The following is a 23,398-nucleotide window of genomic DNA, read 5'->3' on the forward strand; positions in this document are numbered from 1 at the left end:
AAATTACAACTTATAAATTCTCCAACATTTGAGACAGTTTATTAGGATCTTGATAACCAGGAACCATCTTACCATTTGAAAAAATAATTGCTGGAGTTGCATTAATCCCTACTCGACGAGCGAAATTAAACTCCTCCTCTAACGGTTTATCACAAATACGTTGCACTACACCTGATCCGGCTTTCGCTTTAGTTAATGCTTCGTTAGGGTTTTCGTTACACCATATTGAGCGTAAATCTTTAAACCCCTGAGATAACCCTCCTTGTCTGTCATAAATGCCCGAACGCGGATAAGGTAAATATCTCACGGTAATGCCTTTGGCATTATAATCATCCATTTGTTCGTGCAATTTACGACAGTAACCACACGTAATATCAGTATAAACAGTCACGACATGCTTTTCATTTTTTGCAGGGTAGACAATCATATCATCTTCGAATTTTGCGATACCCTTTAAACGAGTTTCAGCTAAACTTGCATCAGCCAAGTCGGTAACACCATCGTTCACATGATAAACTTTTCCTTGAATAAAGAATTCACCATCATAGCTTGAATAAAAAACACCTTGGTCAGTCACCACCAATGCAATACCCGGTAAAGGCGTTTTCATGACATCTGAAACTGTTAGTCCTAATGACTTCTTTAAATTTGCTTTAAGTGATTCAGCGTCTAAGCTAATCTCTTTCGGGGAAGTAGTTGTTGTTCCTGTGTCGCCCGCAAATACAAAAACCATGGAAAAGCAACTAACTAAGCCAGCTACTAATACGGCAAATTTTTTCTTCGATATAAGTTTAAACATTAATAAAACATCCAAAAAATTACTTTTAAAAAAGGTCAATAGTGTTGTTAATCAACCGTTCAAATTAAGTTGACCGTATCATAGACACTAAAATTACAGCTTAGCATGATTAATCATGAAAAATCTCGCAAAATTATTTCACGTTCTTTTAGGCCTTGTTGATCTTGCAAAGTTGGTTTTTGTTCAAGCAACATGCTTTATCCATACAATTTGTATCTGGCCTAGCAAGCTAACAATAAATAAGCTCAAAATCTACCAGCCACTAATTAAAGGTATGAGTAAAGTAGCCCCTGACCTATTGCTTCTGATAAACTATGGCAAATTTTTCATCTCTTGAATGAGACCGTTTTATGAAAATTGGTTTATTTTATGGTTCAACAACCTGTTATACCGAAATGGTTGCTGAAAAAATGCAAACTAGCTTTGAAAGTCAAACAGATTTTACCCTTACCCTTCATAATATTAAAGATGAAAGCTTAGCGCTTTGCCAAACATATGATTTTCTTATTTTTGGTATTTCAACTTGGGATTATGGTGAGCTCCAAGAGGATTGGGAATCGAGTTGGGAGGAGGTAAGCCAGCTTGATTTAGCAGGCAAAGTGGTTGCTTTATATGGCATGGGTGATCAAATAGGGTATAGCGAATGGTTTCAAGATGCATTGGGTATGTTGCACCAACAACTTGCCCCGACTCAAGCCTATATTATTGGCTACTGGCCTAACGAAGGATATGAGTTTGCCGCATCTAAAGCATTAACAGCAGATCAACAACAGTTTGTAGGACTATCATTAGACGATGAAACTCAATATGAATTAACTGATGAACGCATTAGCCAGTGGGTTTCACAAATAAATAATGAAATAAGTGAAATACTCGCTTCATAATTTGTTGTGGTGATTAACTAACATTACGGTATAATTTACCTATCTAGGTACTTATCAGTACCTCACTCATTTAATGGATAAAAAAGTATGTTTGAGCAGTTCGACCTCGACTCAGAATTATTGGCGGCAGTAAAAAAAAGCGGTTATAAAAAACCAACGTCAATTCAAGAGTTAGTGATACCTGAAGCGATGAGAGGCTTAGATGTGTTAGCATCAGCACCTACCGGTACAGGAAAAACGGCTTCATTCCTTTTACCCATTGCCCAGCATTTATTGGATTATCCTAGATCTAGTCCGGGTTTTCCGCGTGTACTTATTTTAACGCCAACTCGCGAGCTCGCATTGCAAATTGGTGAAGACAGTAAAAACCTCACTGAATTAACTAATATTAAAACAGGTGTCATTACTGGTGGTGTTAACTATGGCAGCCATAATGATATTCTTACCACGAATACTGATATTTTAGTCGCCACCCCAGGTCGTTTATTAGAGTATATTGAAAATGAACAATTTGACGCGAGAGAAATTGAAATTTTAGTTCTTGATGAAGCCGATCGAATGTTAGACATGGGCTTTAGCGAAAGCATTAACAGAATTGCTGCCGAAGCAAGATGGCGTAAACAAACCATGCTGTTTTCTGCAACATTACAAAGTGGTGGGGTCAGTCGTTTTGCTAGAGAAGTATTAACAGATCCCGTATTTTTAGAAGCTAACCCTTCTCGAAAAGAAAAAGCGAAAGTACATCAGTGGATACACCTTGCTGATAGCTTCGATCATAAGTTAGAACTTTTATATAACATCCTCAAACAAGAAGATGTTACCAGAGCGGTAGTTTTTGCTAACAAACGTGAAACGGTTCAAACGTTATCAGGTAAATTATACGCCCAAGAATTACCCTGTGTTTGGCTAGAAGGAAAAATGCTTCAAGATAAACGTAACACGGCGATTGAGCGGTTAAAAAGCGGCAAGGTCAATATATTAGTCGCAACTGATGTTGCGGCACGTGGCTTAGATATCGACGATATTTCTCATGTCATTAATTTTGATATGCCGCGCAAAGTTGATATATATATTCACCGCATTGGACGTACAGCTAGAGCAGGCAATAAAGGTACGGCAATTTCGTTGGTTGAAGCACACGACATGGCTGTCATAGCAAAAATAGAACGTTTTCAAGATGAACGTTTGCAACGAAGAGTAATTGATGAACTACGCCCTAAAAATAAAGAGTCGCGTGTTGCGGTAAAGAAACCGAAAATAAAACGAAGTAGCGCACAAAAGAAAGCAAAAGCGAAAAAACAATCTAAAAAAATAGCTAAACGTGTTAAAAAATAACGACTAACATTCTTTAGACGTAAGAATACCCCCTCGTTCTTACGTCTTGATTTTGCTTACCCAAGCTTTCTCCTCTTCCCTTAACATTAACTTATAACTAACTAAATAACTAAATAACAACTATTTCATCCATTAAAAAGAAATAACGAACTATAGTGATGATATCGCTAAGTAAAATTAATCACCTTAAAAGCTGATTTACCTAGAACTTTTAATACAAAAAGTGGTAAAAATGAAGAGGCTTGAAATTTACTCAACTAATTACATCTACTTCTCGCCTGTTTATTTAACACTTATTGAGAAACTTTTATGTCTGTAGCCTCGCAACCGAATAAAACCTCTTCTTTGCAAAATCGATTATTATCCTGGTTATTGATTATTACGCTAGTTCCTCTGGTGATTGTTTCTTGGAGTAGTTATCAACAAAGTAAAAAGAGCTTAGTTAAAGCAGCTACGATTTCATTAAAGCAATCTTCACTCACTAATAAAAATTTTATAACTAACTGGTTTGAATATCGTTTTACAGATGTAACCGCATTTGCAAAAATTCAAAGTAATCAAAATAAGTTGCTTGAAATTAGCCAAGATTGGCAAAAAAGTAACCTATCGCTAAGTGAATATATAAACAGCCCTGATTGGCAAAAAATTAAAAATAGCACTAATAACAACTTGCTAACCATAAGAGAACAGTATGATTATATTTATGATTTATTTTTAATTGATCCGGTAGGTAATATTCTGCTGAACTTATCTAATGAACCAGACCTTGGAACCAATATTCTAACGGGAAAATATAGTAATACTCTTTTTTCAAATACAGTGAAAAACACACTGACCACAGGTAAAACATTATTTTCAGGTCTCGAGTCATACGAACCGTCGAATAATTTATTATCGGGTTTCATTATTTCCCCAATGACCAACTCTGACGGAAACACTTTGGGTTTACTTGCCATTCAAATAAAGCTAGATCGTATTTATCAATTAATGGACTCTGATTACTCTAATTCCATCATTCATTATATTATTGATGAGCAATCGAGATTACAGACTCCAATTCATGGTAACTGGTTAGTCGATTTTAATAAGAAAACTGATAAAAATACTATATTCAACGCACAGTCAAATAAACAAGATGTATCAACGAATATAGCATTTCCAACAAAAGTTAAGCCCTATATAGGTATAGAAGATATTGAAGTACTGGGCATCAAACAAAACATCAATGTTGGTAATATTAATTGGCAACTCATTAGTGAAGTTCATTACGACGACGCATTAGCTGAAGTTCACTGGTTGGCCCAGTTAATCATCTTTATATTTATCGCTACTGCTTTGATCACTATTTGCATAGCGATCTTTCTAGCAAGAAAAATTACAACCCCAATTGAAAATTTGGCTAAGGCAAGCCTAAAAGTTGCTTCTGGAGAAGCTATTCACCAAATAGATCAAGTTGCTAATGATGAAATTGGACAGCTCACCCACGCATTTAACTTTATGGTTAAAACTCAACAACAACAACAAAGTGAGTTGACAGAGAATGCGAATCAACTTTCTTTAATTATCGATAATACAGGTGTAGGCATTTGGGATTGGGATATCCTTTCAGGTAATGTTGTATGCAGTCAACATTGGTACGATATTCTAGGTTACGATAAGGGGGAATTAGATCCCTTTACTGTTGATAAATGGGCTTCATTATTACATCCAGATGAAATAGCTCAAGTCATGATGATAATGGATGAACACTTGTCGGGGAAAAAAGATAATTATGCCTGCGAATTAAGAATAAAGCATAAGTTAGGTCATTGGGTGTGGCTACACGATAGCGGTAAGTTAGTAGAGCGCACTGTTGATGACGCCCCAAAAAGAATTATCGGCACAATTATCGACATCGGTGAAAGAAAAGAATCTGAATTAAAACTCGCCAAAAGTGAAGCTTTTGCAAGAGGAATGTTTAACTCAGCTGCTGATGGCATTATAAGTATAGATACCCGTGGAGCGATACAAGCTTTTAACCCAGCGGCAGAAAGGATGTACGGTTTTAGCCAAGAAGAGTTACATGGTAAGCATATTTCTGAAATTATCCCACCAGCTCTTCGTCAGCAATATATAGAAGGTTTTAATTATTACCTTGAGACAAAAAGACCTAACATTCTTAATCGCCCGCTAGAAGTTGAAGGCTTTAGAAGGGATGGAACTACCTTTGAACTTGAGCTCACTGTATCTCAAGTTAATATCGGTGACGAGCAGTACTTTACGGCAATGTCTCGCGATATCTCCTTGCGTAAAAAACACGAAAAGCAACTGCAAAAGCTTCACCAGATCACCGAAATAAAACTGTTAGTATCTAATGCGCTAACACAAGCAAGATCGTTAAGCACAAAACTAAGTAGTGCCATTGAACAATTATTCGAACTTGATGATCTTCAACAACAAAAAAGCGGTGGCGTACTGTTAATCGACGGAAGTTCTCAACAGTTAAGTTTGTACTCAAGTGTTGGTGATATTTCAGAGCAGTATAATCAGGAGGGGGCAATTTGTCATAATGAGCATTACCTTAAATCAGCTGAGTCGGGTGAAATAGTAATCAAGACTATCAATCAAGAAAGCCATGGTGCTAAAGCAAAAGATTACAGTCAATATATTGTTCCTTTGATTAACCACACCCAAAGTAGCGACACAGTAATTGGTGTATTATTTCTTTATACTGAGAAAGTACCAGATAAAAGCACAGAAAGGATAACGCTATTAAAGCAAGTCGGGGAAATGTTTAGCACTTGTATCATTCAAGAAAATGCTCGAACTATGTTAAAAGAAGCATCAAAGTCTGCCGAACACAATAGTCAATTAAAGAGTGAATTTCTTGCCAGTATGAGTCATGAAATACGCACGCCTATGAACGGAGTATTAGGCATGCTAGGTCTCCTTTTAAATAGTGAATTAACTACTGATCAGCTTCATAAAGCTAACCTCGCTAAATCTAGTGCGGAATCTTTATTAACATTGATTAACGATATTCTAGATTTTTCCAAAGTTGAAGCTGGAAAATTGGAATTAGAGTATTGCGATTTTAATTTGCGCGGCATGTTAGGTGAATTTACAGAAGCGATGGCACTAAAAGCACAAAGCAAAGGCCTAGAAGTTATTCTTGATATAACCCAAGTTGAACAATCATTCGTTAAAGGGGATCAAGGGAGAATCAGGCAAATATTAACCAACCTTGTCGGAAATGCGATTAAGTTTACCCAACAAGGCGAAATCATCATCCGGGTTGCTACACATGCCATTGACCAAGAAACACTTACCTTGCATTGCCTTATTGAAGATACCGGTATTGGCATTGCCTCAGATAAAATAGAAGGGTTATTTGAAAAATTCTCTCAGATAGATGCTTCAACCACAAGAAAATATGGCGGTACTGGTTTAGGCTTATCTATTAGTAAAAAACTTTGTCAATTAATGGACGGTACAATTAGTGCTAAAAGTATTGAAGGTAAAGGAAGTGTTTTCGAATTCACTATAGTCATAAAAACCAGTCAACAATCTGAAAAAGTGATTCCGAGCATAGATATAGGCTTGTTGGATTTACTTATTGTCGACGACAACCTAACTAACAGAGAAGTATTAAGAGGGCAACTCGAACATTGGGGTGCAAAGGTGACTGAGGCAACCAATGCAAAAGAAGCAATAGCCATTTGTGAACAGAGATTAATGCCCTCTTCTAAGTTAGCATTATTTGATGTCGCATTTTTAGATATGCAAATGCCTGAAATGGACGGTGCCCAATTAGGTAAATATTTTAGAGCAAACCCTCAATTTAATAAGATGAAAATGGTGATGATGACATCTATATCTCAAGGCAATGATTCTGAATTTTTTACAAATATTGGTTTTGATGCATTTTTTCCAAAACCCGCTACAACATCAGATTTAATGGATGCATTAGCTATTGTCGTTGATTCAAAAGAAGAATATGATTCGAGGAAGAAGAGCTCTTCGCCTTTAGTTACCCATAATTATTTGCAAAGCTTTACTAAAAGTAACGAACCATCACCTATTAACATAAATGCAAAAAATACTAACGAATGGCCCGCAGACACTCATATTCTCATTGTTGAAGATAATCGTATTAACCAACTTGTTGCTCTTGGTATATTAGACAAAATTGGACTTGCAGCCGATGTTAGCAACAATGGAATAGAAGCAATAGAAGCCTTACTATCTACAAACAAAAACAATCTTTACACATTAATTTTAATGGATTGCCAGATGCCTGAGATGGATGGTTACCAGGCGAGTCAGAAAATACGCCAAGGGGATGCAGGATTACACTATAAAAGTATCCCCATTATTGCGATGACCGCTAATGCAATGAGAGGCGATAGAGAAAAATGCCTGGCGCATGGTATGAGCGACTATTTAAGTAAACCTATTGAGCCTGAATTACTGACTGAAAAAATGAATAATTGGTTACACTCACCAGAATTAACCACTAAAAATAAAACGACTCCTCCACAAGATGACATTCCTGTTGTTACGGATGAAGTTAATCAAGAAGATATACCTCATTGGAACTTAAAAGCATGCTTACATAGGGTTCGTAATAATGAACAATTATTAAAAATGCTAATAGAAACCTTTATCAAAGATATGCCTGAACATTTGGACGCACTCAATAAAGTAATAATCAAAAAGGACTATTCGCAAATTCATTATTACGCTCATACTATTAAAGGGATGGCAGGAAATTTAAGTGCTTTGAAATTGTCTAACCATTCACATTTATTAGAGTTATCAGTAAAGTCTAAAAGTGACAATGAAATAATACATTTGAATAATTTGATAATAAGTGACTATAACGAACTGTTAGAAATTTTTTCTAAATACCTTAATAGCATATAAGTAAAGAGATCGATAATTAAAAAGCGAGTAGCAAACTGCATACTAAAGAGTGTACAATATACTTAATAGTGTAAATTTTAACCGACTAATCAATGATAGTCTCAATGATAGTCGTTCGCTATTACCAATAAGCAAAGTAAGTTAAAAAATAAAGAGTTAATCTACTAATGAGCGATAACAACCAAATTCATCATAAAAACCGGATTCAAGAGCAGGCATGCCTTTGGATTAGCCGTATGGATCATGGATTATCTTCAACAGAAAAACAAGAGCTGACTATTTGGATTAACCAAGACAAGTCTCATCATAAAATGCTGTTAGCAATGGCATCCTCTTGGGATGATATTAGTGTTCTTAAAGAGCTCAATGGTTTATTTCCAATAGAGAAGGCACCAAGTAAACCAAGAAGTAAAGTGTTTGCCAGCGTTATTGCAGCAAGTTTACTATTGGTGTCACTTGTAGGTGTTAATTTACTGAAATCTCATTCCTTCATAATGTTTTCAGAGCAAGCGCCTTTAGTAAAAACTCAAACATTTAAGACCCGAATAGGCGAGCAAACGAGCTTTACTTTATCAGATGGTAGTATTATTCAATTAAACACTAACAGTATTGTTACCGTTGCCTATACACCTTATCAAAGGCAATTAACTCTTATCCGAGGTGAAGCCAACTTTGAAGTTGCCAAAGATAAAGAGCGCCCATTTACCGTAAAAGCAGGCCAGCAATCATTTACCGCATTAGGCACTATTTTTAATGTTCAAAAAGACAATGAACAAGCCATGGAATTGCTCGTTACTGAAGGTAAAGTATTAATTACCCGCGCTGTAGAACCTCTTGAAAATATTACTCAAGCATTTAAAAATCCGACATCAGCTCATCTTCCAGGCTCTGTCGTTATTTCAGGTGAAAAATCTGTTATTGCTAATAACCAAGTCACGCCTGCATCAAAAATATCGTCTGATAATGCACAACGCGATCTTGCTTGGCAACAAGGCATTTTAATATTTGAAGGTGAGCCTTTAGATCAAGTACTCAATGAAGTGAGCCGGTATACCCGTACTCGATTTACCCTTTCAAATGATGAATTATCAAGCTTAAAAGTTGCTGGCTATTTTAAAGCAGGTGATATCAATGGCTTATTAGCCTCTTTAAATAGTAACTTTGATATTAATTACACCCGCGTAAGCAACAATACAATTGTGCTAACTTCGGCTACTTATTAATTTTTTCGTCGCTGTTTGTAATTAGGGCGTATTAATATTTCATGTTCAATTTTTCATCTAACATGCAGAGGTTTTTAACAGTATTACTGTTTATTATAAGTAATACGGTCTTTGCAGATGAGCTAATTCAGTTTGATATCAAGCAACAAAGCGCCGACAAAGCACTCATTGCTTTTGCTAAAACTATCAATCAAACTATCGTTTTTCCTTTTGAACTCACTCAACAATACCAAGCTAATCGTTTAAAAGGTGTTTATACAACTAAATACGGTCTTAAAAAACTGTTAAAAAATACTCCCTTAATTGCCACAATGAATAAAAATGGTCAATTTACTATCGAGCTAAATAAACCAGAATCTCAATCGTTAACTTCATTAACCTCCCCACAAACATCGAAGAGTCACACTAAAAAGGCTTCACCAGCAAACCACGTTGAAAAGATCACTATATTAGGCAGTAGAATATCAGGACGATCTATAGGGGATTTACCTGTCCCTGTCGATATATTTAGCGCAGAGGCTTTAATCAATACAGGTCAAACAGAAGTTGGTAAAATGCTTCAAACCATCGCCCCCTCTTTCAACTTCTCAAGCTCAGCAATTAGTGATGGAACAGATGCATTTAAACCCGCCACTTTAAGAGGTTTAGGTCCAGATCAAACCTTGGTATTAATAAACGGCAAACGTCGACACCAAGCAAGTTTAATTCACATTAATAGCTCTGTTGGCAGAGGAGCTACAGGCACAGATCTAAACGCAATACCTATAGCCGCCATTAAACGTATTGAAGTATTAAGAGACGGTGCTGCTGCGCAATATGGCTCAGATGCGATTGCAGGTGTTATCAACATCGTCCTTAATGACAATAATCATGGCGGAGCTATTGCCGCTTCTTATGGACAATACACACAAGGTGATGGCACTACCCAAAACGTTAGCCTATCTAATGGCTTCTCATTAGGAGAGAGCGGTTTTATCAATACTAGCGTTAACTTTCGTGAAACTGGATACACTAATCGAGCTGGATTACACGGCACTTGTCAATACGATGGCTGCACTGCTAACAATGATGGAGTTTTTGTCACAGACAACCCGAGTGAATTAAATGCTTCGAGAAATACCTTTAGAGTTGGTGATGCTAACGCACATCAAATAGCTTTAACTCTTAATGCGGGTTATCAACTTTTTAAAGGCAAGCTTTATGGCTTTTTTACCTACTCAAATAGAGAAAATGAGTCAGCCACTTTTTTTCGACACAACAACGCTTTAGACAATCCAAGATTAGCAGACTCCGATGTTGTTATTCCAGGGGGCTACTTACCCAAAATAAATGCTGATATTAAAGATAGCTCATATAATTTGGGCTACAAAATAGACTTAACTTTAGATACGAGTCTCGATATCTCTTATACCTATGGCAAAAATACGATTAACTACCGAACCAGCGATAGTATCAATGCCTCTTTTGTTAATTCGCTGCACGCTAAAGACAACAAATTAACCAGTGATGATATTAGAAATATTACACCGCGCAATGCTGACGCCTATGGTTTAGCACTCACCTTACACACACTAAACATAGATTTCACTCATGACTTTGACCTATTCTCTTTTGCCACAGGAGCAGAACTTCGCAAAGACGGCTATCAAGTTAAATCAGGCGAGTTATATTCCTATTTCGATTACGATAGTCAACATGGTAGAGGGTTATTTTCTCAAGATTATAGCCCAGGAATTCAAGGCTTTAGTGGTATTGCTCCGCTTTCAGCTTTAAAAGAATCTCGTAACGTTATCTCATTTTATACCGATGTTGAATATTACCTTACAGATGACTTCAATATTAATGGCGCGCTTAGGTATGTTAACTACGACGGGTTTGGTCAAAGCACCAATCTCAAGTTAGCTTCTCAATGGCAGGTACAAGATAATGTGAGTTTTCGTGGTGCTATCAGTACGGGTTTTAGAGCGCCATCAATGCAACAACTTTATTTTAATAATATCAGTACCCAATTTGTCAGTAATCCTAACAACCCCTCTGGCGATCAAATCCCCATTCAAGTAGGCACCTTTAGAAACGACAGTCAGTTAGCGAAAAATATTGGTATTCCAGAGTTAACCGAAGAAAAAGCGGTAAATATCAGTTTGGGCACTGTGTTCACCTTCAGTAATGAAATCAACTTAACTATTGATTTATATAAAATTAATATCGAGGATCGCATCGTCATCAGCGATAAATTAACGCATGGCTTATCAAACAGCTTGGATAATATTCTCAACGATTCTGGCGCAGGTGCCGCGCAATTCTTTTTAAATGGCGCTGATACGCAAACAACTGGTGTCGATTTAATTGGTACTTGGAGTACGTCATTATTACAAGGCACTGTAGATTTCACATTATCAGCAAATTTTACTAACACGAAAGTTAGTCGACTTTTTAGCCCTTCAGGTAGTGATTTAACTAATATTCCCGCAAAAAAAGTATTTTCAAAACAAGAAATATCCATCATTGAAGATTGGCAGCCTGAAGATCGCATTGGCTTTACCAGTTTTTATCGCTCGGATAACTTTACCGTGCAAATTGCTTTTAATCGCTATGGTGAATATACAATTATAGATGGAGAGCAACAAACTTATGGCGCTAAAACATTAACAGATTTTAGATTAAATTATTTTTTAACGCCCCATTTATCATTTAATCTAGGAGGGAATAATATTTTTGATGTTTACCCAGACAAAAATAACATTGGTAATTCTCGCGCAGGTAAAATTGTCGATAGCCAAGGTAATGTGATTGTCGACAGCTCAGGAATTTTTACTTATTCTCGACGCTCTGCCCCGTTTGGTTTTAACGGTGCCTACTATTATGCAGGCATAGAATATCAATTCTAAGTTCAAAAAACTAAAATCAACTACGCAATACTAAATATTGGTAAAGTAGCATTGCGCAGGAAATACCCACGTTTAAATTACAACTCTTTACGAGTGAACACCCAATCATTGCCCTTACTAAATTCTTCGCTGTAATGATAACCAGCTAAATCGAACGACTTTAACTGTTCAATATCAGTCAGTTGATTCTCAATAATATACCGAGCCATCAAACCTCGCGCCTTTTTAGCAAAAAAGCTAATCATCTTATACTGACCATTTTTCCAATCTTTAAAAGCAGGCGTGATTATCGTGCCGTTTAGTGACTTTTTCTTAACGGATTTAAAATATTCATTAGACGCTAAATTAATCAATACGTCATCACCTTGTTCTTTTAATGCTTGGTTAACTTCATTGGTAATAATGTCCCCCCAAAATTGATACAAATTCGTCCCTCGTGGGTTTTCTAATTTTGTGCCCATTTCAAGTCGATAAGCTTGTATTAAATCTAAAGGCTTTAATAAACCATATAAACCGGACAAAATTCTCATGTGCTGCTGAGCAAAGGCAAAGTCTTTGTCAGATAAGCTTTGAGCATCTAGGCCGGAATAAACATCACCATTAAAAGCAAAAACAGCAGGTCTAGCATTATCTGTAGTAAAAGGCTGCGACCATTCACCAAACCTTGCAGCATTTAAACCAGCTAATTTATCACTGATACTCATTAATGAAGACAACTGAGCGGGTGATAATTTAACGCACTCTTTAATCAATAACTGACTATGCTCAAGAAGGCTAGGTTGAGAATGCAAATCAGTTTTAAGCGCTGACTCAAAGTCTAAGTTTTTAGCGGGTGACACAACAAGTAACATGAGCTTTTCTTATATAAATAATGTAGGTCGTCACTATAACATAAGCCAAAACCAATAAAATCACTTCACGATTATTTCTTCAAACTTATGTAGCACTCTTTCTCTGATTAATTCTTTAACACTAAAGTGGAGTAAAAACAGCCAGAAAATGCAAGTTAACTATGCGTAGTAAAAAATTTTTTCTTTCAAAAAATCAATCGTGCATAGCTAACAAGTTGAAACATAGAACCAATAGCACTAACTACATGCAAATAAACTCTACACTAAAGCGTTATTCATGCTTGCTTAATCATGAAAATTTGATACAAATAGCTTAGATAAAAGAGTAAGTAGCGCAGATATTGTTAGTTTATGACAATTTTTAACTAAAAATGTTGTAATAATTCATCATTGTATCTCTTCAACTTTTCACCATTCAATAATCAATATTAAGGCGATATTATGACTAGCCAATTAGATCAATTAAAAACCATGACCACTGTAGTTGCTGACACAGGCGACATTGAAGCCATTGCTAAATTTCAGCCTCAAGATGCAACCACTAACCCTTCTTTATTATTAAAAGCAGCTGAAATGCCACAATACGCAGAGCTACTAACTAATGCAGTTGAGTGGGCAAAAACGCAATCAAGCGATGCAGAGCAACAAGTTATCGATGCAGCAGACAAGCTTTCGGTTCTTATCGGTTTAGAGATTTTAAAAATTGTCCCTGGTAGAATTTCAACAGAAGTCGATGCAAGACTATCATTCGATACCAATGCCTCTATTGAAAAAGCACAAAAGCTAATGGCAATGTATAGTGAAGCAGGAATTGAAAATGATCGTATTTTGATCAAGCTTGCTTCAACTTGGGAAGGTATAAAAGCTGCAGAAGCATTAGAGAAGCAAGGTATTAATTGTAACCTAACCCTATTATTTAGTTTTGCACAAGCTAGAGCTTGCGCAGAAGCTGGTACTTATTTAATTTCACCTTTTGTTGGTCGAATCCTCGATTGGTATAAAAAATCCACGGGCCGAGACGATTATAGTGCAGAAGAAGATCCGGGAGTTATTTCGGTAACTGAAATTTATAACTATTATAAAAAACAAGGTTTTAATACTGTTGTTATGGGAGCAAGCTTTAGAAACACTGGAGAAATATTAGCTTTAGCTGGCTGTGATCGCTTAACCATTAGCCCACAATTAATGGAAGAACTCGCTAATAATAATAACCCAGTTAACCAAAAGTTATCGGCCACGCCATCAAGCAAAGCAAATGAAGCGCCATTGTGCGAGTCACAATTTCGTTGGTTGATGAACCAAGATGCGATGGCAACAGAAAAGCTTTCTGAAGGCATTAGAAATTTCGCTATCGACCAAGAGAAGCTTGAAAAGCAGTTAACGGCCTTACTTTAACAGCAATTATTACTTTAATTTCTTATAAAATTGAATGAAAGGCCATCACTTTGTGAAAAATATAATCATAAAATGATGTTATTTTCTACTAACCTATGATATTAAAAAGGGGCAGTTGTAGATAATAAAAGGGGCGTTTCATGAATAAACTTCAAGAAGTTATGGCTACTCAACCTAAGTCTAAAACAAGTAATAATAAAAAAAGAAAATGGCGTGAAATAGAACAACTGAGAGACAAGTTCGAACTCGAGAAAGAATTACGAGTGTATGAGAACTCATTAGAATATATGTTGGATGATTTATAAATTTCATTCTCACTAATGTTCAAACAAAACCCGATAATCTGAAAAGACTATCGGGTTTTTATTTAATAACGTTTTGTCATTCCTTGCATGGCCTTAATGGAAATTCATTGGTTATTATTAATCACTCACTTAGCGTTAATTCTTTACTTTCAATTTAAGCCGTTTTTAGTTATGGTATTTCAAACAGTCGTTTGAATCACTATGCTTATAGCATCAAAACTAAATACCATGAATGAAATACCAAATAACCTTGCAACTATAGATAAGCCGCTTATTAATTTCGTCCACGCTAATGGTTTTCCAGCTGGCTCATATAAAACATTTCTTCATTACTTTTCTAATGATTACAGAACAGTCGCGCACCCGCAATTTGGTCATAACCCCAACTTTCCTATTCATCATGAATGGCGGTATTTAGTCGATGAACTCATTAATTATATTAAAGAGCAAAATGAACCAGTAATTTGTGTTGGCCATTCCTTTGGTGGTGTCATTTCTTTTTTAGCCGCTTGCAAGCAACCTGAATTATTTAAAGGGCTGATTATGCTCGACCCTCCTGCAATGACAGGGATAATGAGTTTTGTCTTGAAGTTAGTTAGAAATACTGCCTATATAGATAAAATTACTCCTGCAGGTAAAGCAAAAGTTAGGCGCAGCCATTGGCCTGTAGATACAGATTTAGCTAGAATGTTTAAACAGCGACAATTATTTAAAAACTTTGATCCCCGCTGTTTGCAAGATTATACCCAAAGTGGCATAACACAGAGAAATAATAGATTAGAACTGACCTTTGATGCACAAGCAGAAACTGAAATCTTTAGAAATATACCCACTTATTTATCTCGATTAAAAAACAAACTGCAAGTACCTGCCGCGTTAATCTACGGTGAAAGCAGTGATTTATATCCAAGATACTTTTTTAAACGCTTTGCCAGACAAAATGATAAAATAAAACTTCATAGCATTCCTGGCGGGCACATGTTCCCACTTGAACACCCAGAAGAAACCGCCACACTGATTAATCAAGTAATTAACCAGTGGGGTTTATAGCCAACAATGTTTTTCTCAATCTAATGGCGGCTACCTATTAAAGGTGTTCTAAAATAAGACAACAGGCAGAATAACCTGCGCCGAATGAACAAAGCACCATTTTATCGCCAGATATCAGATCTTGGTGGTGCTTGTGAAGAGCTATAATACATCCAGCTGAACTAGTATTAGCGTATTCATCTAATATAATAGGCGCTTCTGTTAGGCTTGGCTCTCTACCTAGTACTTTCTTTGCAATAAAACCATTCATATTAATATTAGCTTGGTGTAAGTAAAGTCGCTTTATATCTTCAGATTTAAGGCCGACTTTATCCATTTGCGAACTAATTAAGTTGGATACCATTGGCAACACTTCTTTGAATACTTTACGTCCTTGCTGAATAAAATATTTGTCATCTGCATGCACGGTTTCATGGTCGCAAACATTCATATACCCCATGTTACTTCGTATATTATTTGAAAATTGAGTAATAGGTTGTTCAGCAATAATTTTAAAACAATGATCACTGGTTGCTGTAGCCTCGTCTTCAATAATAGAGGCTGTTGCTACATCACCAAAAATAAAATGACTATCGCGATCCCTAAAGTTAATTTGCGGAGTTAAAATTTCAGGATTTATAACTAACACGGTTTTAGCTGTACCACTTCGAATGGCGTTAGCAGCATTAATAATACCAAATGTTGCAGCAGAACAAGCAACAAGCATATCAAATCCCCAACCAGCACAGCCCAATGCTTGTTGAATTTCAATAGCCATTGCAGGGTATGAGCGCTGGGTATATGCACAAGCAACAATCACTAAATCTATATCTTCAGGCTTTTTATTAGCGGCTAACATCGCTTGCTTAGCAGCCGACACACCAATTTCAGCTTGCAAAGATAAAGCATCATTTTCACGCTGCTTAATTGTTGGACGCATTAAATCAATATTAAGAATGTCGTCTTTGGACATCACATAACGACTTTTTATCCCTGACGCTTTTTCAATAAACTCACTACTTGAAAAAGCAAGCGCACCTATAGTCCCTTTGGCGATTTCATCACTATTGTCCGCATTAAAACGCTCCACATACTGATTATAACAATCAACTAATTCATCATTTGAAATACTATATGGTGGAGTGTATAACCCAGTACCACTAATAACTACCGACATAAAAACAACCCTACACAAAAAACATTGATTAATTACTACAGTATATTTTATCTAGCTCTGAGTGTCGATGCACAGATCTTACCAGTATTTTGTTCTCTTTATATCCATGTCAGCTTCACCCTTTCGCACAAACGATAACAATTATCATTTGCATTTAAGGGGAAATTCATTTATTTTTAAATTATCTTATAAAGGAGTTTCTGATGAAGCGAAAACTTTCCCAATCCGTTGATAGTGTTCAAATAGAGCTATCGGGTACGATACTAGCCCAGTTAATTCAATCAGGTATGTTACATGGTAGTGAATGTAAGTGCTTAAATAACAATGCAAAAAAGGTACTGTGGCAATCGCTATTAGACAGTAGTCTGCATAACGAGGGACAATTATGCCAATAGCAACATCAGAAGAGTTTAGCCAAATTGAACGTTGGCTAACGGTATTAATCACAACGTATGAACAATACCCTAGCTTAGCACTAGCTAAAACGATTAATTACTACGTTCAACGCTTGATAAGTCATGAAGACATCATGTTACTGCCAAACAGAAAGTGTGACTATTTCTCAATGCTAAGGTATTGGCAATGGGTGATAAAAGGTGGTTAATTAAAACAGTTAACCCAAACAATTCACCAAAGTCATAAATTAAAACGAACCTTTACGCTTAGCAGTTAAGTTGATTATTAACATATTGAATTAACAATTGGTTAAGTGCTTTTTTACCTGTTAATTGATGTAATTCGCAAACCTCTCTTTCTGGGATTCTTTTTAATAAACGATCAATTATAGGTAACGAGTCGTTATTAAACGCCACTCTAAACTGATGTTGTAGCCACAAATGAAGACTGTAAGCACAACTGCTGTATAAACGCTCTTTGGCTGCAAAGTCTTTAACCGATTGAACATCTTCTTGGGTCAGTAAAGGTAAATATGCAAACGGACATTTAGCCAAAATTAACCCTATAAGTCTGTTATCAACTTGTCGATATTCATCACTTAACAGATAGATAAATGATTGATAAAACTTTTGGCAAATAATCTGTTGCTGATTTTCTGCTCGATCATTAAGTGGCTTTAAAATCAACGCTGAAAACTCACCACTGGCCGCATCTTGGTTAAACCCGAGTCGTGCTAATTGAAAATTATCCTTTAGCCAAAAATTGAGTAATTGCTGATTACAACCAAAGCTAGAGCCTAAAAAGTCCATTGACGTCGAGATGGCATAATCAGTTATATGAGTTAAAAATTGACTACCTATTCCTAAGTTTTGACATTGAGGATGGACGGCAATTCTCATAATCCGTAAGTATTGATACGAAAATGCTTGTTCAATACCACAGTGGGTTAATAACGACTGTGGAATAAATTGGTTGCGTAAACGTTTGCTTGAGCTTTTAACCGCTTGCACTTCTTTGTCAGTACAGCCTCCCTCTTTCATTAATAAAGTAACGGCAACGATACTGCGTTGATAAAAAAGACATAAAACGACAATATTGGCATTATCTAATAATAACTTTAAATCACTTGGCGTGGTTTGGTAGTGTGCGGTTACCAACACCGAAAACAGTTGATTTAATAGTGTTTCATCCTTAAGTAACATCTTACTCGTGATAACTTGGCAATCAAGTTGTTCACTTGTTATTAGCTGCTTTGTATTTTCAGATGAAAGCATAGGTAACTGGGCATTTAATAAACAAGTATCGAATATGAGTTTTTCAACTGGATCATTTTTTTGCCAACGAATAGGTTGATTGATCGTTATTTGACGCCATGTTTTAAATCGAGTGTTTAAAATGTCCGTAAACTTTATACTAAACCCTCTCCCTGCACCTTCATATCCATGTACCGTACTTGAAAATACTATGCGATGAAATTTATCCAGTAACTTAGTGAGTAAATAGATAGGGATCCCCGCAGCTTCATCTACTAATAATAATGTCGCTTTAAGCGGTTGCTTTATAATTTGATCTATTGGTAAAAATTCTATAACACCATGTTCGTTAAACACATGCCCTGAGTTATGTTGAGCATTTGGTAACGATTTTTTAAGTTGACTAAAAAATTGGCTTAGCGAACGTAAATGCGGTGCGGTAATGAGTATATGTTGAGGTAAAACTGCTTTTTTTAAAATTTCTGCACAGGCGATAGCAAGTGCACACGACTTGCCTCTGCCACGATCAGCCGTTAATACTAATGGTCGATTTCTATGTCCAGTAGCGACTTTTTCAATTGCTTGAACAGCCAATAATTGCTCATGTGAGGCACAGCTCAAAGGAAAATCACCCTGTAAAGGCGCTGCATCGCCCTTTGATATTTTTTCAATATTATCAATAAGTAAAGGTTGATTTTGTTCACAAATAGATAAGGTAAATGACTGTTCAATGGCACGAATAAAGCGTTGCAAAAATGCCCCACTGTTATTTTTTATTGCTAAAAGGTTTTCAGGAAAGATAATAAACAGAGTACCACCAGCGATTAACGTCCCTGACAATGCCGCTAAAGCATCAATATTAAATTCGCTATCAGCAAAGACAACTGTTCGGCTTTCCGAGCCTAATTTATGCCGGTAATTTTGTTTATTTACATTGGCATTAAATATCGGAACGTCGCTGTAAACTAACCAGTTATTTTCTTCATAAAATTTCTCATCGACAACATTAGTTTGAGCATTAGAACAAAGTGCAGAGCAAAGCAGTTGCACTTGTTGTAATAAGGAATGTGACCATGAATATTCTCCAGCAAGCACTACTAGATGGCGGTGTTGCTTAATATTGGCCTGTTGCTGAGCTTGCTTAAACCACGGTAAGAATGAAGTCGTTCGCATATAAATAAAATAGCTATAAAAAAGCAAGTTTATCAAGCAATTTATTAAATTTAAACTACACTTTCAAAAACATAGAAAATTCCCTTAAACTTTAGATGGTTAATTGAAATCTTTCTTATAAGAGTTGATCTATATCAATAACGTAAAAAGTGTGAGGGAATAAAATAACCAATAAAGAAAGTAGTTACCGACAAAATACGAGAACGTTATGACAAAAAAAATCAGTATTGACGAATTGTCCCCCGAACAAAAAAAGAAATATGAGCGTAATTCCTTCATTTTTTTAACGGTTTTCTTAGCTCCCATTTTATCTGTCGCTATTGTTGGTGCATTGGGCTTTAGCATTTGGTTTAGCCAAATGTTTATTTTTGGTCCTCCATCAGTTTAGCCTTGAGGTTTTAAGTGGAAAATATTGCTAATCCTTCAAGGCGTCGACTATTCAAAGGCAAAATACATCAAGCCAATGTGTTAAGGCTACCTTGGGTAATCAGTGAGCAAGTTTTCATCGACCAATGTACTCAATGTAATCATTGTGTCGATATTTGTGAAACCGACATTATTGTTAAGGATGAACAAGGGTATCCAAGAGTAGATTTTTCGTTGGGAGAATGTACTTTTTGTCAAAAATGCCACCAAAGTTGCGAACAACCGCTTTTTATCGAACACATTGAAAATCAAAAACCTTGGCCAATCTCAATAGAGATTAGTGACAACTGCTTAGCTAAGAACAATATTTTTTGTCAAAGTTGTCGAGATGAATGCGAAGCCAATGCTATTAATTTCTCGTACTTGGTTAATGGAGAACCTTCCGTTATTCCGCAACCGACGATTGATTTAGATAAGTGTACTCAGTGTGGCGCATGTGTATCAAGCTGTCCACCATCAGTAATAACGACACATTTTAATGTTTAGGGAAAATAAAAGTATGTCAATAAACAATGCATTAACTAATCTATCAAGTGATCAATTTAATCAGCAAGAAGAGTATCACGTTGCTAGTTTTGTTGCCCACGCTAAGATAACCCGATTAAACGAAGTAAAAGAATCTATCACAGATACCATGGGCGCTGAGATACATGCCACTTCTCCAGAAGGCAAAATCGTTTTTACCTTAGAAGGACAAAGCCAAAAATCCATTGGCAAAAGAATAGATGAAATTAAAAGCCATACTGGCTTGCTTAACTTATCGCCGGTATATCATCAATACGTTGATGAAAGCCAACTAACAAATTCATAATTTAAATAACAACTAACAAAGACCTCTTCACAGAGAAAAAGGTGAGCATATGACGATTAATCGCCGCGAATTTATTAAAGCAAATGCAATTGCTGCAGCCGCCGCTGTTGCAGGAGTAAGTGTACCTGCTTCTGCATCAAACCTTATCACTAGTAGTGACATGACAAAATTAAAATGGGATAAAGCACCATGCCGCTTTTGTGGTACTGGCTGTAGTGTTAATGTCGGTGTGATGGATGGCAAAATTGTTGCTACCCATGGAGATATAAAATCTCCAGTTAATAAAGGCCTGAATTGCGTAAAAGGTTATTTCCTATCAAAAATCATGTACGGAAAAGATCGATTAACAACCCCTTTATTGCGTATGACAAACGGAAAATATGACAAGAATGGGGATTTCACTCCTATTTCTTGGGACCAAGCTTTCGATGTTATGGAAGAAAAAGCCAAAGCAACCTTAAAGGATAAAGGCCCTACTGCTGTTGGCATGTTTGGCTCTGGCCAATGGACAGTTCAAGAAGGCTACGCTGCATTAAAGTTAATGAAAGCAGGCTTTAGAACAAACAACATTGATCCAAACGCACGTCACTGTATGGCTTCAGCGGTAGGTGGCTTTATGCGTACTTTCGGTATCGATGAGCCAATGGGCTGTTATGATGACTTAGAAGCTGCTGATGCCTTTGTACTATGGGGCTCAAACATGGCAGAAATGCACCCTATTTTATGGACGCGTTTAACAGATCGTCGGTTAAGTAACCCACATGTAAGAGTTGCAGTACTTTCAACTTTTGAGCATCGCAGTTTTGATCTCGCAGATAATGGCATGATTTTCACGCCACAAACTGACTTAGCAATCTTAAATTATATTGCCAATTACATTATTCAAACTGACCGTGTAAATAGAGAATTTGTTAACAAACATACTAACTTCAGGTTAGGTGAAAACGATATTGGTTATGGTTTACGTCCTGAACATCCATTAGAGCAAAAAGCCAAAAATAATGGTAAAACAAAAGGCTCGTCAACCGAAATTAATTTTAAGGAATATGCAAAATTTGTCAGCACCTATACCGCTGAGTACACCTCAAAATTATCTGGGGTTCCTGAGCATAAGTTAAAAGCGTTGGCTGAAATGTACGCCGATCCAAAAGTTAAAGTGACTTCATTTTGGACTATGGGATTCAACCAGCATACACGCGGTGTGTGGGCGAACAACCTCGTTTATAATATTCATTTATTAACAGGTAAAATATCGACACCAGGCAATAGTCCATTCTCTTTAACGGGTCAGCCATCCGCTTGTGGTACTGCACGTGAAGTTGGTACATTCTCGCATCGCTTACCTGCAGATATGGTTGTTGCTAACCCTAAACACAGAGCAACTGCTGAGAAAATTTGGCAACTTCCCGAAGGAACAGTACCTTCAACACCTGGTTATCATGCAGTTTTGCAAAACCGCATGCTTAAAGATGGCAAACTAAACTTTTACTGGGTGCAATGTAATAATAACATGCAAGCTGCGGCTAACATGATGGAAGAAGGTTACCCTGGTTATCGTAACCCTAAAAACTTTATTGTCGTTTCAGACCCTTACCCTACGGTAACGGCTCAAGCGGCTGATTTAATTCTTCCTACCGCAATGTGGGTAGAGAAAGAAGGCGTATATGGTAATGCTGAACGCCGTACTCAATCTTGGTATCAAATGGTTGAATCTCCAGAGGGCGCTAAATCAGATTTATGGCAATTAGTTGAATTCTCAAAGCGCTTTAAAGTTGAAGATGTGTGGACAGAAGAGTTAATCGCTAAAAAGCCTGAAGTACGCGGTAAATCATTATTTGATGTACTTTATAAAGACAGTAGTGTCGGAAAATTCTCTACCGATGAAATACCAGCTGAACGTTTAAACCATGAGTCACGAGACTTTGGTTTCTACATTCAAAAAGGATTATTTGAAGAGTATGCTTCGTTTGGTCGAGGACATGCCCACGATTTGGCACCTTATGACAGATACCACCAAGAGCGCGGATTACGTTGGCCGGTAGTCGATGGAAAAGAAACTAAACGCCGCTTTAAAGAAGGCTCGGATCCATATGCAAAAGCAGGTAGTGATTGGGATTTTTATGGTCATAAAGATGGCAAGGCAATTATCTTTGCTCTGCCTTACGAGCCAGCAGCTGAATCACCTGATGAAGAATACGACTTATGGTTATCAACGGGGCGAGTATTAGAACATTGGCATTCAGGTTCAATGACACAACGAGTACCAGAGCTATACAAAGCCGTACCTGATGCCCTTGTTTACATGCACCCAGATGATGCTAAAGCGCGCAATATGCGCAGAGGCGATCTAGTAAAACTTATTTCTCGTCGTGGTGAAGTTCAAAGCCGTGTAGAAACTCGAGGCCGAAATAAGCCACCAAAAGGTCTAGTGTTTATGCCTTGGTTTGATGCAAGCCGCCTAATTAATAAGGTTACTTTAGATGCGACAGATCCCCTATCTAAACAAACTGACTTTAAAAAGTGCGCGATTAAAATAGTGAAGGTATAG

General features: G+C 36.7%; 18 protein-coding genes. 14 read left to right on the forward strand and 4 right to left on the reverse strand.

Annotated elements, in window-relative coordinates:
- Window positions 1-10 precede the first annotated feature (10 nt).
- A complete protein-coding gene (locus AC27G3_RS04740) occupies window positions 11-799 on the reverse strand; it encodes a thioredoxin fold domain-containing protein (RefSeq protein WP_487119279.1) in 789 nt (262 codons plus the stop codon).
- Between the two features lie 350 nt (window positions 800-1,149).
- Between AC27G3_RS04740 and fldB the strand changes: the two genes are divergently transcribed.
- From fldB to AC27G3_RS04765, 5 genes are all read left to right on the forward strand, one after another.
- Window positions 1,150-1,683 carry a flavodoxin FldB gene (gene fldB / locus AC27G3_RS04745; protein WP_487119281.1) on the forward strand — a complete coding sequence of 178 codons (534 nt, stop codon included), beginning with the start codon at window positions 1,150-1,152 and terminating at the stop codon, window positions 1,681-1,683.
- 87 nt (window positions 1,684-1,770) lie between these two features.
- Window positions 1,771-3,018 (forward strand): ATP-dependent RNA helicase SrmB, encoded by a 1,248-nt coding sequence (srmB, locus tag AC27G3_RS04750; protein WP_487119283.1) that lies wholly within the window; start codon window positions 1,771-1,773, stop codon window positions 3,016-3,018.
- Between the two features lie 309 nt (window positions 3,019-3,327).
- The gene (locus AC27G3_RS04755) at window positions 3,328-7,923 is read left to right on the forward strand and encodes a response regulator (RefSeq protein ID WP_487119284.1); all 4,596 of its coding nucleotides are present in this window, start codon (window positions 3,328-3,330) and stop codon (window positions 7,921-7,923) included.
- Between the two features lie 167 nt (window positions 7,924-8,090).
- On the forward strand, window positions 8,091-9,146 hold the full coding sequence (locus AC27G3_RS04760) for a FecR family protein (protein ID WP_487119285.1): 1,056 nt from the start codon (window positions 8,091-8,093) through the stop codon (window positions 9,144-9,146).
- A gap of 41 nt (window positions 9,147-9,187) precedes the next feature.
- Window positions 9,188-12,034: a TonB-dependent receptor plug domain-containing protein gene (locus tag AC27G3_RS04765; RefSeq protein ID WP_487119287.1), complete on the forward strand. Its 2,847-nt coding sequence runs from the start codon at window positions 9,188-9,190 to the stop codon at window positions 12,032-12,034.
- A 77-nt stretch (window positions 12,035-12,111) separates the two neighbouring features.
- Here the strand turns inward: AC27G3_RS04765 and yaaA are convergent, their stop codons facing one another.
- Window positions 12,112-12,885 carry a peroxide stress protein YaaA gene (gene yaaA / locus AC27G3_RS04770; protein WP_487119289.1) on the reverse strand — a complete coding sequence of 258 codons (774 nt, stop codon included), beginning with the start codon at window positions 12,883-12,885 and terminating at the stop codon, window positions 12,112-12,114.
- A 441-nt stretch (window positions 12,886-13,326) separates the two neighbouring features.
- On the opposite strand from yaaA, the gene tal reads away from it, so the two are divergent.
- The 3 genes from tal (at window position 13,327) to AC27G3_RS04785 (ending at window position 15,635) form a co-directional block, all read left to right on the forward strand.
- Complete coding sequence (gene tal / locus AC27G3_RS04775) at window positions 13,327-14,280, forward strand: transaldolase (RefSeq protein WP_487119291.1); 954 nt, start codon at window positions 13,327-13,329, stop codon at window positions 14,278-14,280.
- A gap of 140 nt (window positions 14,281-14,420) precedes the next feature.
- Window positions 14,421-14,585, forward strand: coding sequence for a DUF3545 family protein (locus AC27G3_RS04780; protein WP_487119293.1), 165 nt, complete (start codon window positions 14,421-14,423; stop codon window positions 14,583-14,585).
- A 201-nt stretch (window positions 14,586-14,786) separates the two neighbouring features.
- Window positions 14,787-15,635 (forward strand): alpha/beta fold hydrolase, encoded by an 849-nt coding sequence (locus AC27G3_RS04785; RefSeq protein ID WP_487119295.1) that lies wholly within the window; start codon window positions 14,787-14,789, stop codon window positions 15,633-15,635.
- A 37-nt stretch (window positions 15,636-15,672) separates the two neighbouring features.
- On the opposite strand, the gene AC27G3_RS04790 is transcribed toward AC27G3_RS04785, so the two are convergent.
- Window positions 15,673-16,791, reverse strand: a complete 1,119-nt coding sequence (locus AC27G3_RS04790) for a beta-ketoacyl-ACP synthase III (RefSeq protein WP_487119297.1) — start codon at window positions 16,789-16,791, stop codon at window positions 15,673-15,675.
- 203 nt (window positions 16,792-16,994) lie between these two features.
- Here AC27G3_RS04790 and AC27G3_RS04795 point away from each other — a divergent pair, with 203 nt between their 5' ends.
- Together AC27G3_RS04795 and AC27G3_RS04800 are read left to right on the forward strand one after the other, a co-directional pair.
- Window positions 16,995-17,186, forward strand: a complete 192-nt coding sequence (locus AC27G3_RS04795) for a hypothetical protein (protein ID WP_487119299.1) — start codon at window positions 16,995-16,997, stop codon at window positions 17,184-17,186.
- The gene (locus AC27G3_RS04800) at window positions 17,177-17,395 is read left to right on the forward strand and encodes a hypothetical protein (protein WP_487119301.1); all 219 of its coding nucleotides are present in this window, start codon (window positions 17,177-17,179) and stop codon (window positions 17,393-17,395) included. The genes AC27G3_RS04795 and AC27G3_RS04800 overlap by 10 nt, the downstream gene beginning before the upstream one ends.
- A gap of 58 nt (window positions 17,396-17,453) precedes the next feature.
- Here AC27G3_RS04800 and AC27G3_RS04805 read toward each other — a convergent pair whose 3' ends face one another.
- A complete protein-coding gene (locus AC27G3_RS04805; protein ID WP_487119303.1) occupies window positions 17,454-19,613 on the reverse strand; it encodes a tRNA(Met) cytidine acetyltransferase TmcA in 2,160 nt (719 codons plus the stop codon).
- Window positions 19,614-19,821: 208 nt separating this feature from the next.
- Here AC27G3_RS04805 and AC27G3_RS04810 point away from each other — a divergent pair, with 208 nt between their 5' ends.
- The 4 genes from AC27G3_RS04810 to napA are packed head-to-tail and all read left to right on the forward strand — an operon-like array spanning window position 19,822 to window position 23,398.
- A complete protein-coding gene (locus tag AC27G3_RS04810) occupies window positions 19,822-20,001 on the forward strand; it encodes a periplasmic nitrate reductase, NapE protein (protein ID WP_487119305.1) in 180 nt (59 codons plus the stop codon).
- Window positions 20,002-20,015: 14 nt separating this feature from the next.
- On the forward strand, window positions 20,016-20,525 hold the full coding sequence (napF, locus tag AC27G3_RS04815) for a ferredoxin-type protein NapF (RefSeq protein WP_487119307.1): 510 nt from the start codon (window positions 20,016-20,018) through the stop codon (window positions 20,523-20,525).
- A 13-nt stretch (window positions 20,526-20,538) separates the two neighbouring features.
- Window positions 20,539-20,850, forward strand: a complete 312-nt coding sequence (locus tag AC27G3_RS04820) for a chaperone NapD (RefSeq protein ID WP_487119309.1) — start codon at window positions 20,539-20,541, stop codon at window positions 20,848-20,850.
- A 49-nt stretch (window positions 20,851-20,899) separates the two neighbouring features.
- Window positions 20,900-23,398, forward strand: coding sequence for a nitrate reductase catalytic subunit NapA (gene napA, locus AC27G3_RS04825; RefSeq protein WP_487119311.1), 2,499 nt, complete (start codon window positions 20,900-20,902; stop codon window positions 23,396-23,398).

The organism is Colwellia sp. SU-HH01217 (genome assembly GCF_057543495.1).

Coding starts and splice junctions, on each gene's coding strand:
- srmB (WP_487119283.1), top strand. CDS start 1,771: ATGTTTGAGCAGTTCGACCTCGACTCAGAATTATTGGCGGCAGTAAAA.
- AC27G3_RS04805 (WP_487119303.1), bottom strand. CDS start 19,613: ATGCGAACGACTTCATTCTTACCGTGGTTTAAGCAAGCTCAGCAACAG.
- yaaA (WP_487119289.1), bottom strand. CDS start 12,885: ATGTTACTTGTTGTGTCACCCGCTAAAAACTTAGACTTTGAGTCAGCG.
- AC27G3_RS04780 (WP_487119293.1), top strand. CDS start 14,421: ATGAATAAACTTCAAGAAGTTATGGCTACTCAACCTAAGTCTAAAACA.
- tal (WP_487119291.1), top strand. CDS start 13,327: ATGACTAGCCAATTAGATCAATTAAAAACCATGACCACTGTAGTTGCT.
- AC27G3_RS04800 (WP_487119301.1), top strand. CDS start 17,177: ATGCCAATAGCAACATCAGAAGAGTTTAGCCAAATTGAACGTTGGCTA.
- AC27G3_RS04755 (WP_487119284.1), top strand. CDS start 3,328: ATGTCTGTAGCCTCGCAACCGAATAAAACCTCTTCTTTGCAAAATCGA.
- AC27G3_RS04810 (WP_487119305.1), top strand. CDS start 19,822: ATGACAAAAAAAATCAGTATTGACGAATTGTCCCCCGAACAAAAAAAG.
- fldB (WP_487119281.1), top strand. CDS start 1,150: ATGAAAATTGGTTTATTTTATGGTTCAACAACCTGTTATACCGAAATG.
- AC27G3_RS04785 (WP_487119295.1), top strand. CDS start 14,787: ATGCTTATAGCATCAAAACTAAATACCATGAATGAAATACCAAATAAC.
- AC27G3_RS04740 (WP_487119279.1), bottom strand. CDS start 799: ATGTTTAAACTTATATCGAAGAAAAAATTTGCCGTATTAGTAGCTGGC.
- napA (WP_487119311.1), top strand. CDS start 20,900: ATGACGATTAATCGCCGCGAATTTATTAAAGCAAATGCAATTGCTGCA.
- AC27G3_RS04765 (WP_487119287.1), top strand. CDS start 9,188: ATGTTCAATTTTTCATCTAACATGCAGAGGTTTTTAACAGTATTACTG.
- AC27G3_RS04795 (WP_487119299.1), top strand. CDS start 16,995: ATGAAGCGAAAACTTTCCCAATCCGTTGATAGTGTTCAAATAGAGCTA.
- AC27G3_RS04820 (WP_487119309.1), top strand. CDS start 20,539: ATGTCAATAAACAATGCATTAACTAATCTATCAAGTGATCAATTTAAT.
- AC27G3_RS04760 (WP_487119285.1), top strand. CDS start 8,091: ATGAGCGATAACAACCAAATTCATCATAAAAACCGGATTCAAGAGCAG.
- AC27G3_RS04790 (WP_487119297.1), bottom strand. CDS start 16,791: ATGTCGGTAGTTATTAGTGGTACTGGGTTATACACTCCACCATATAGT.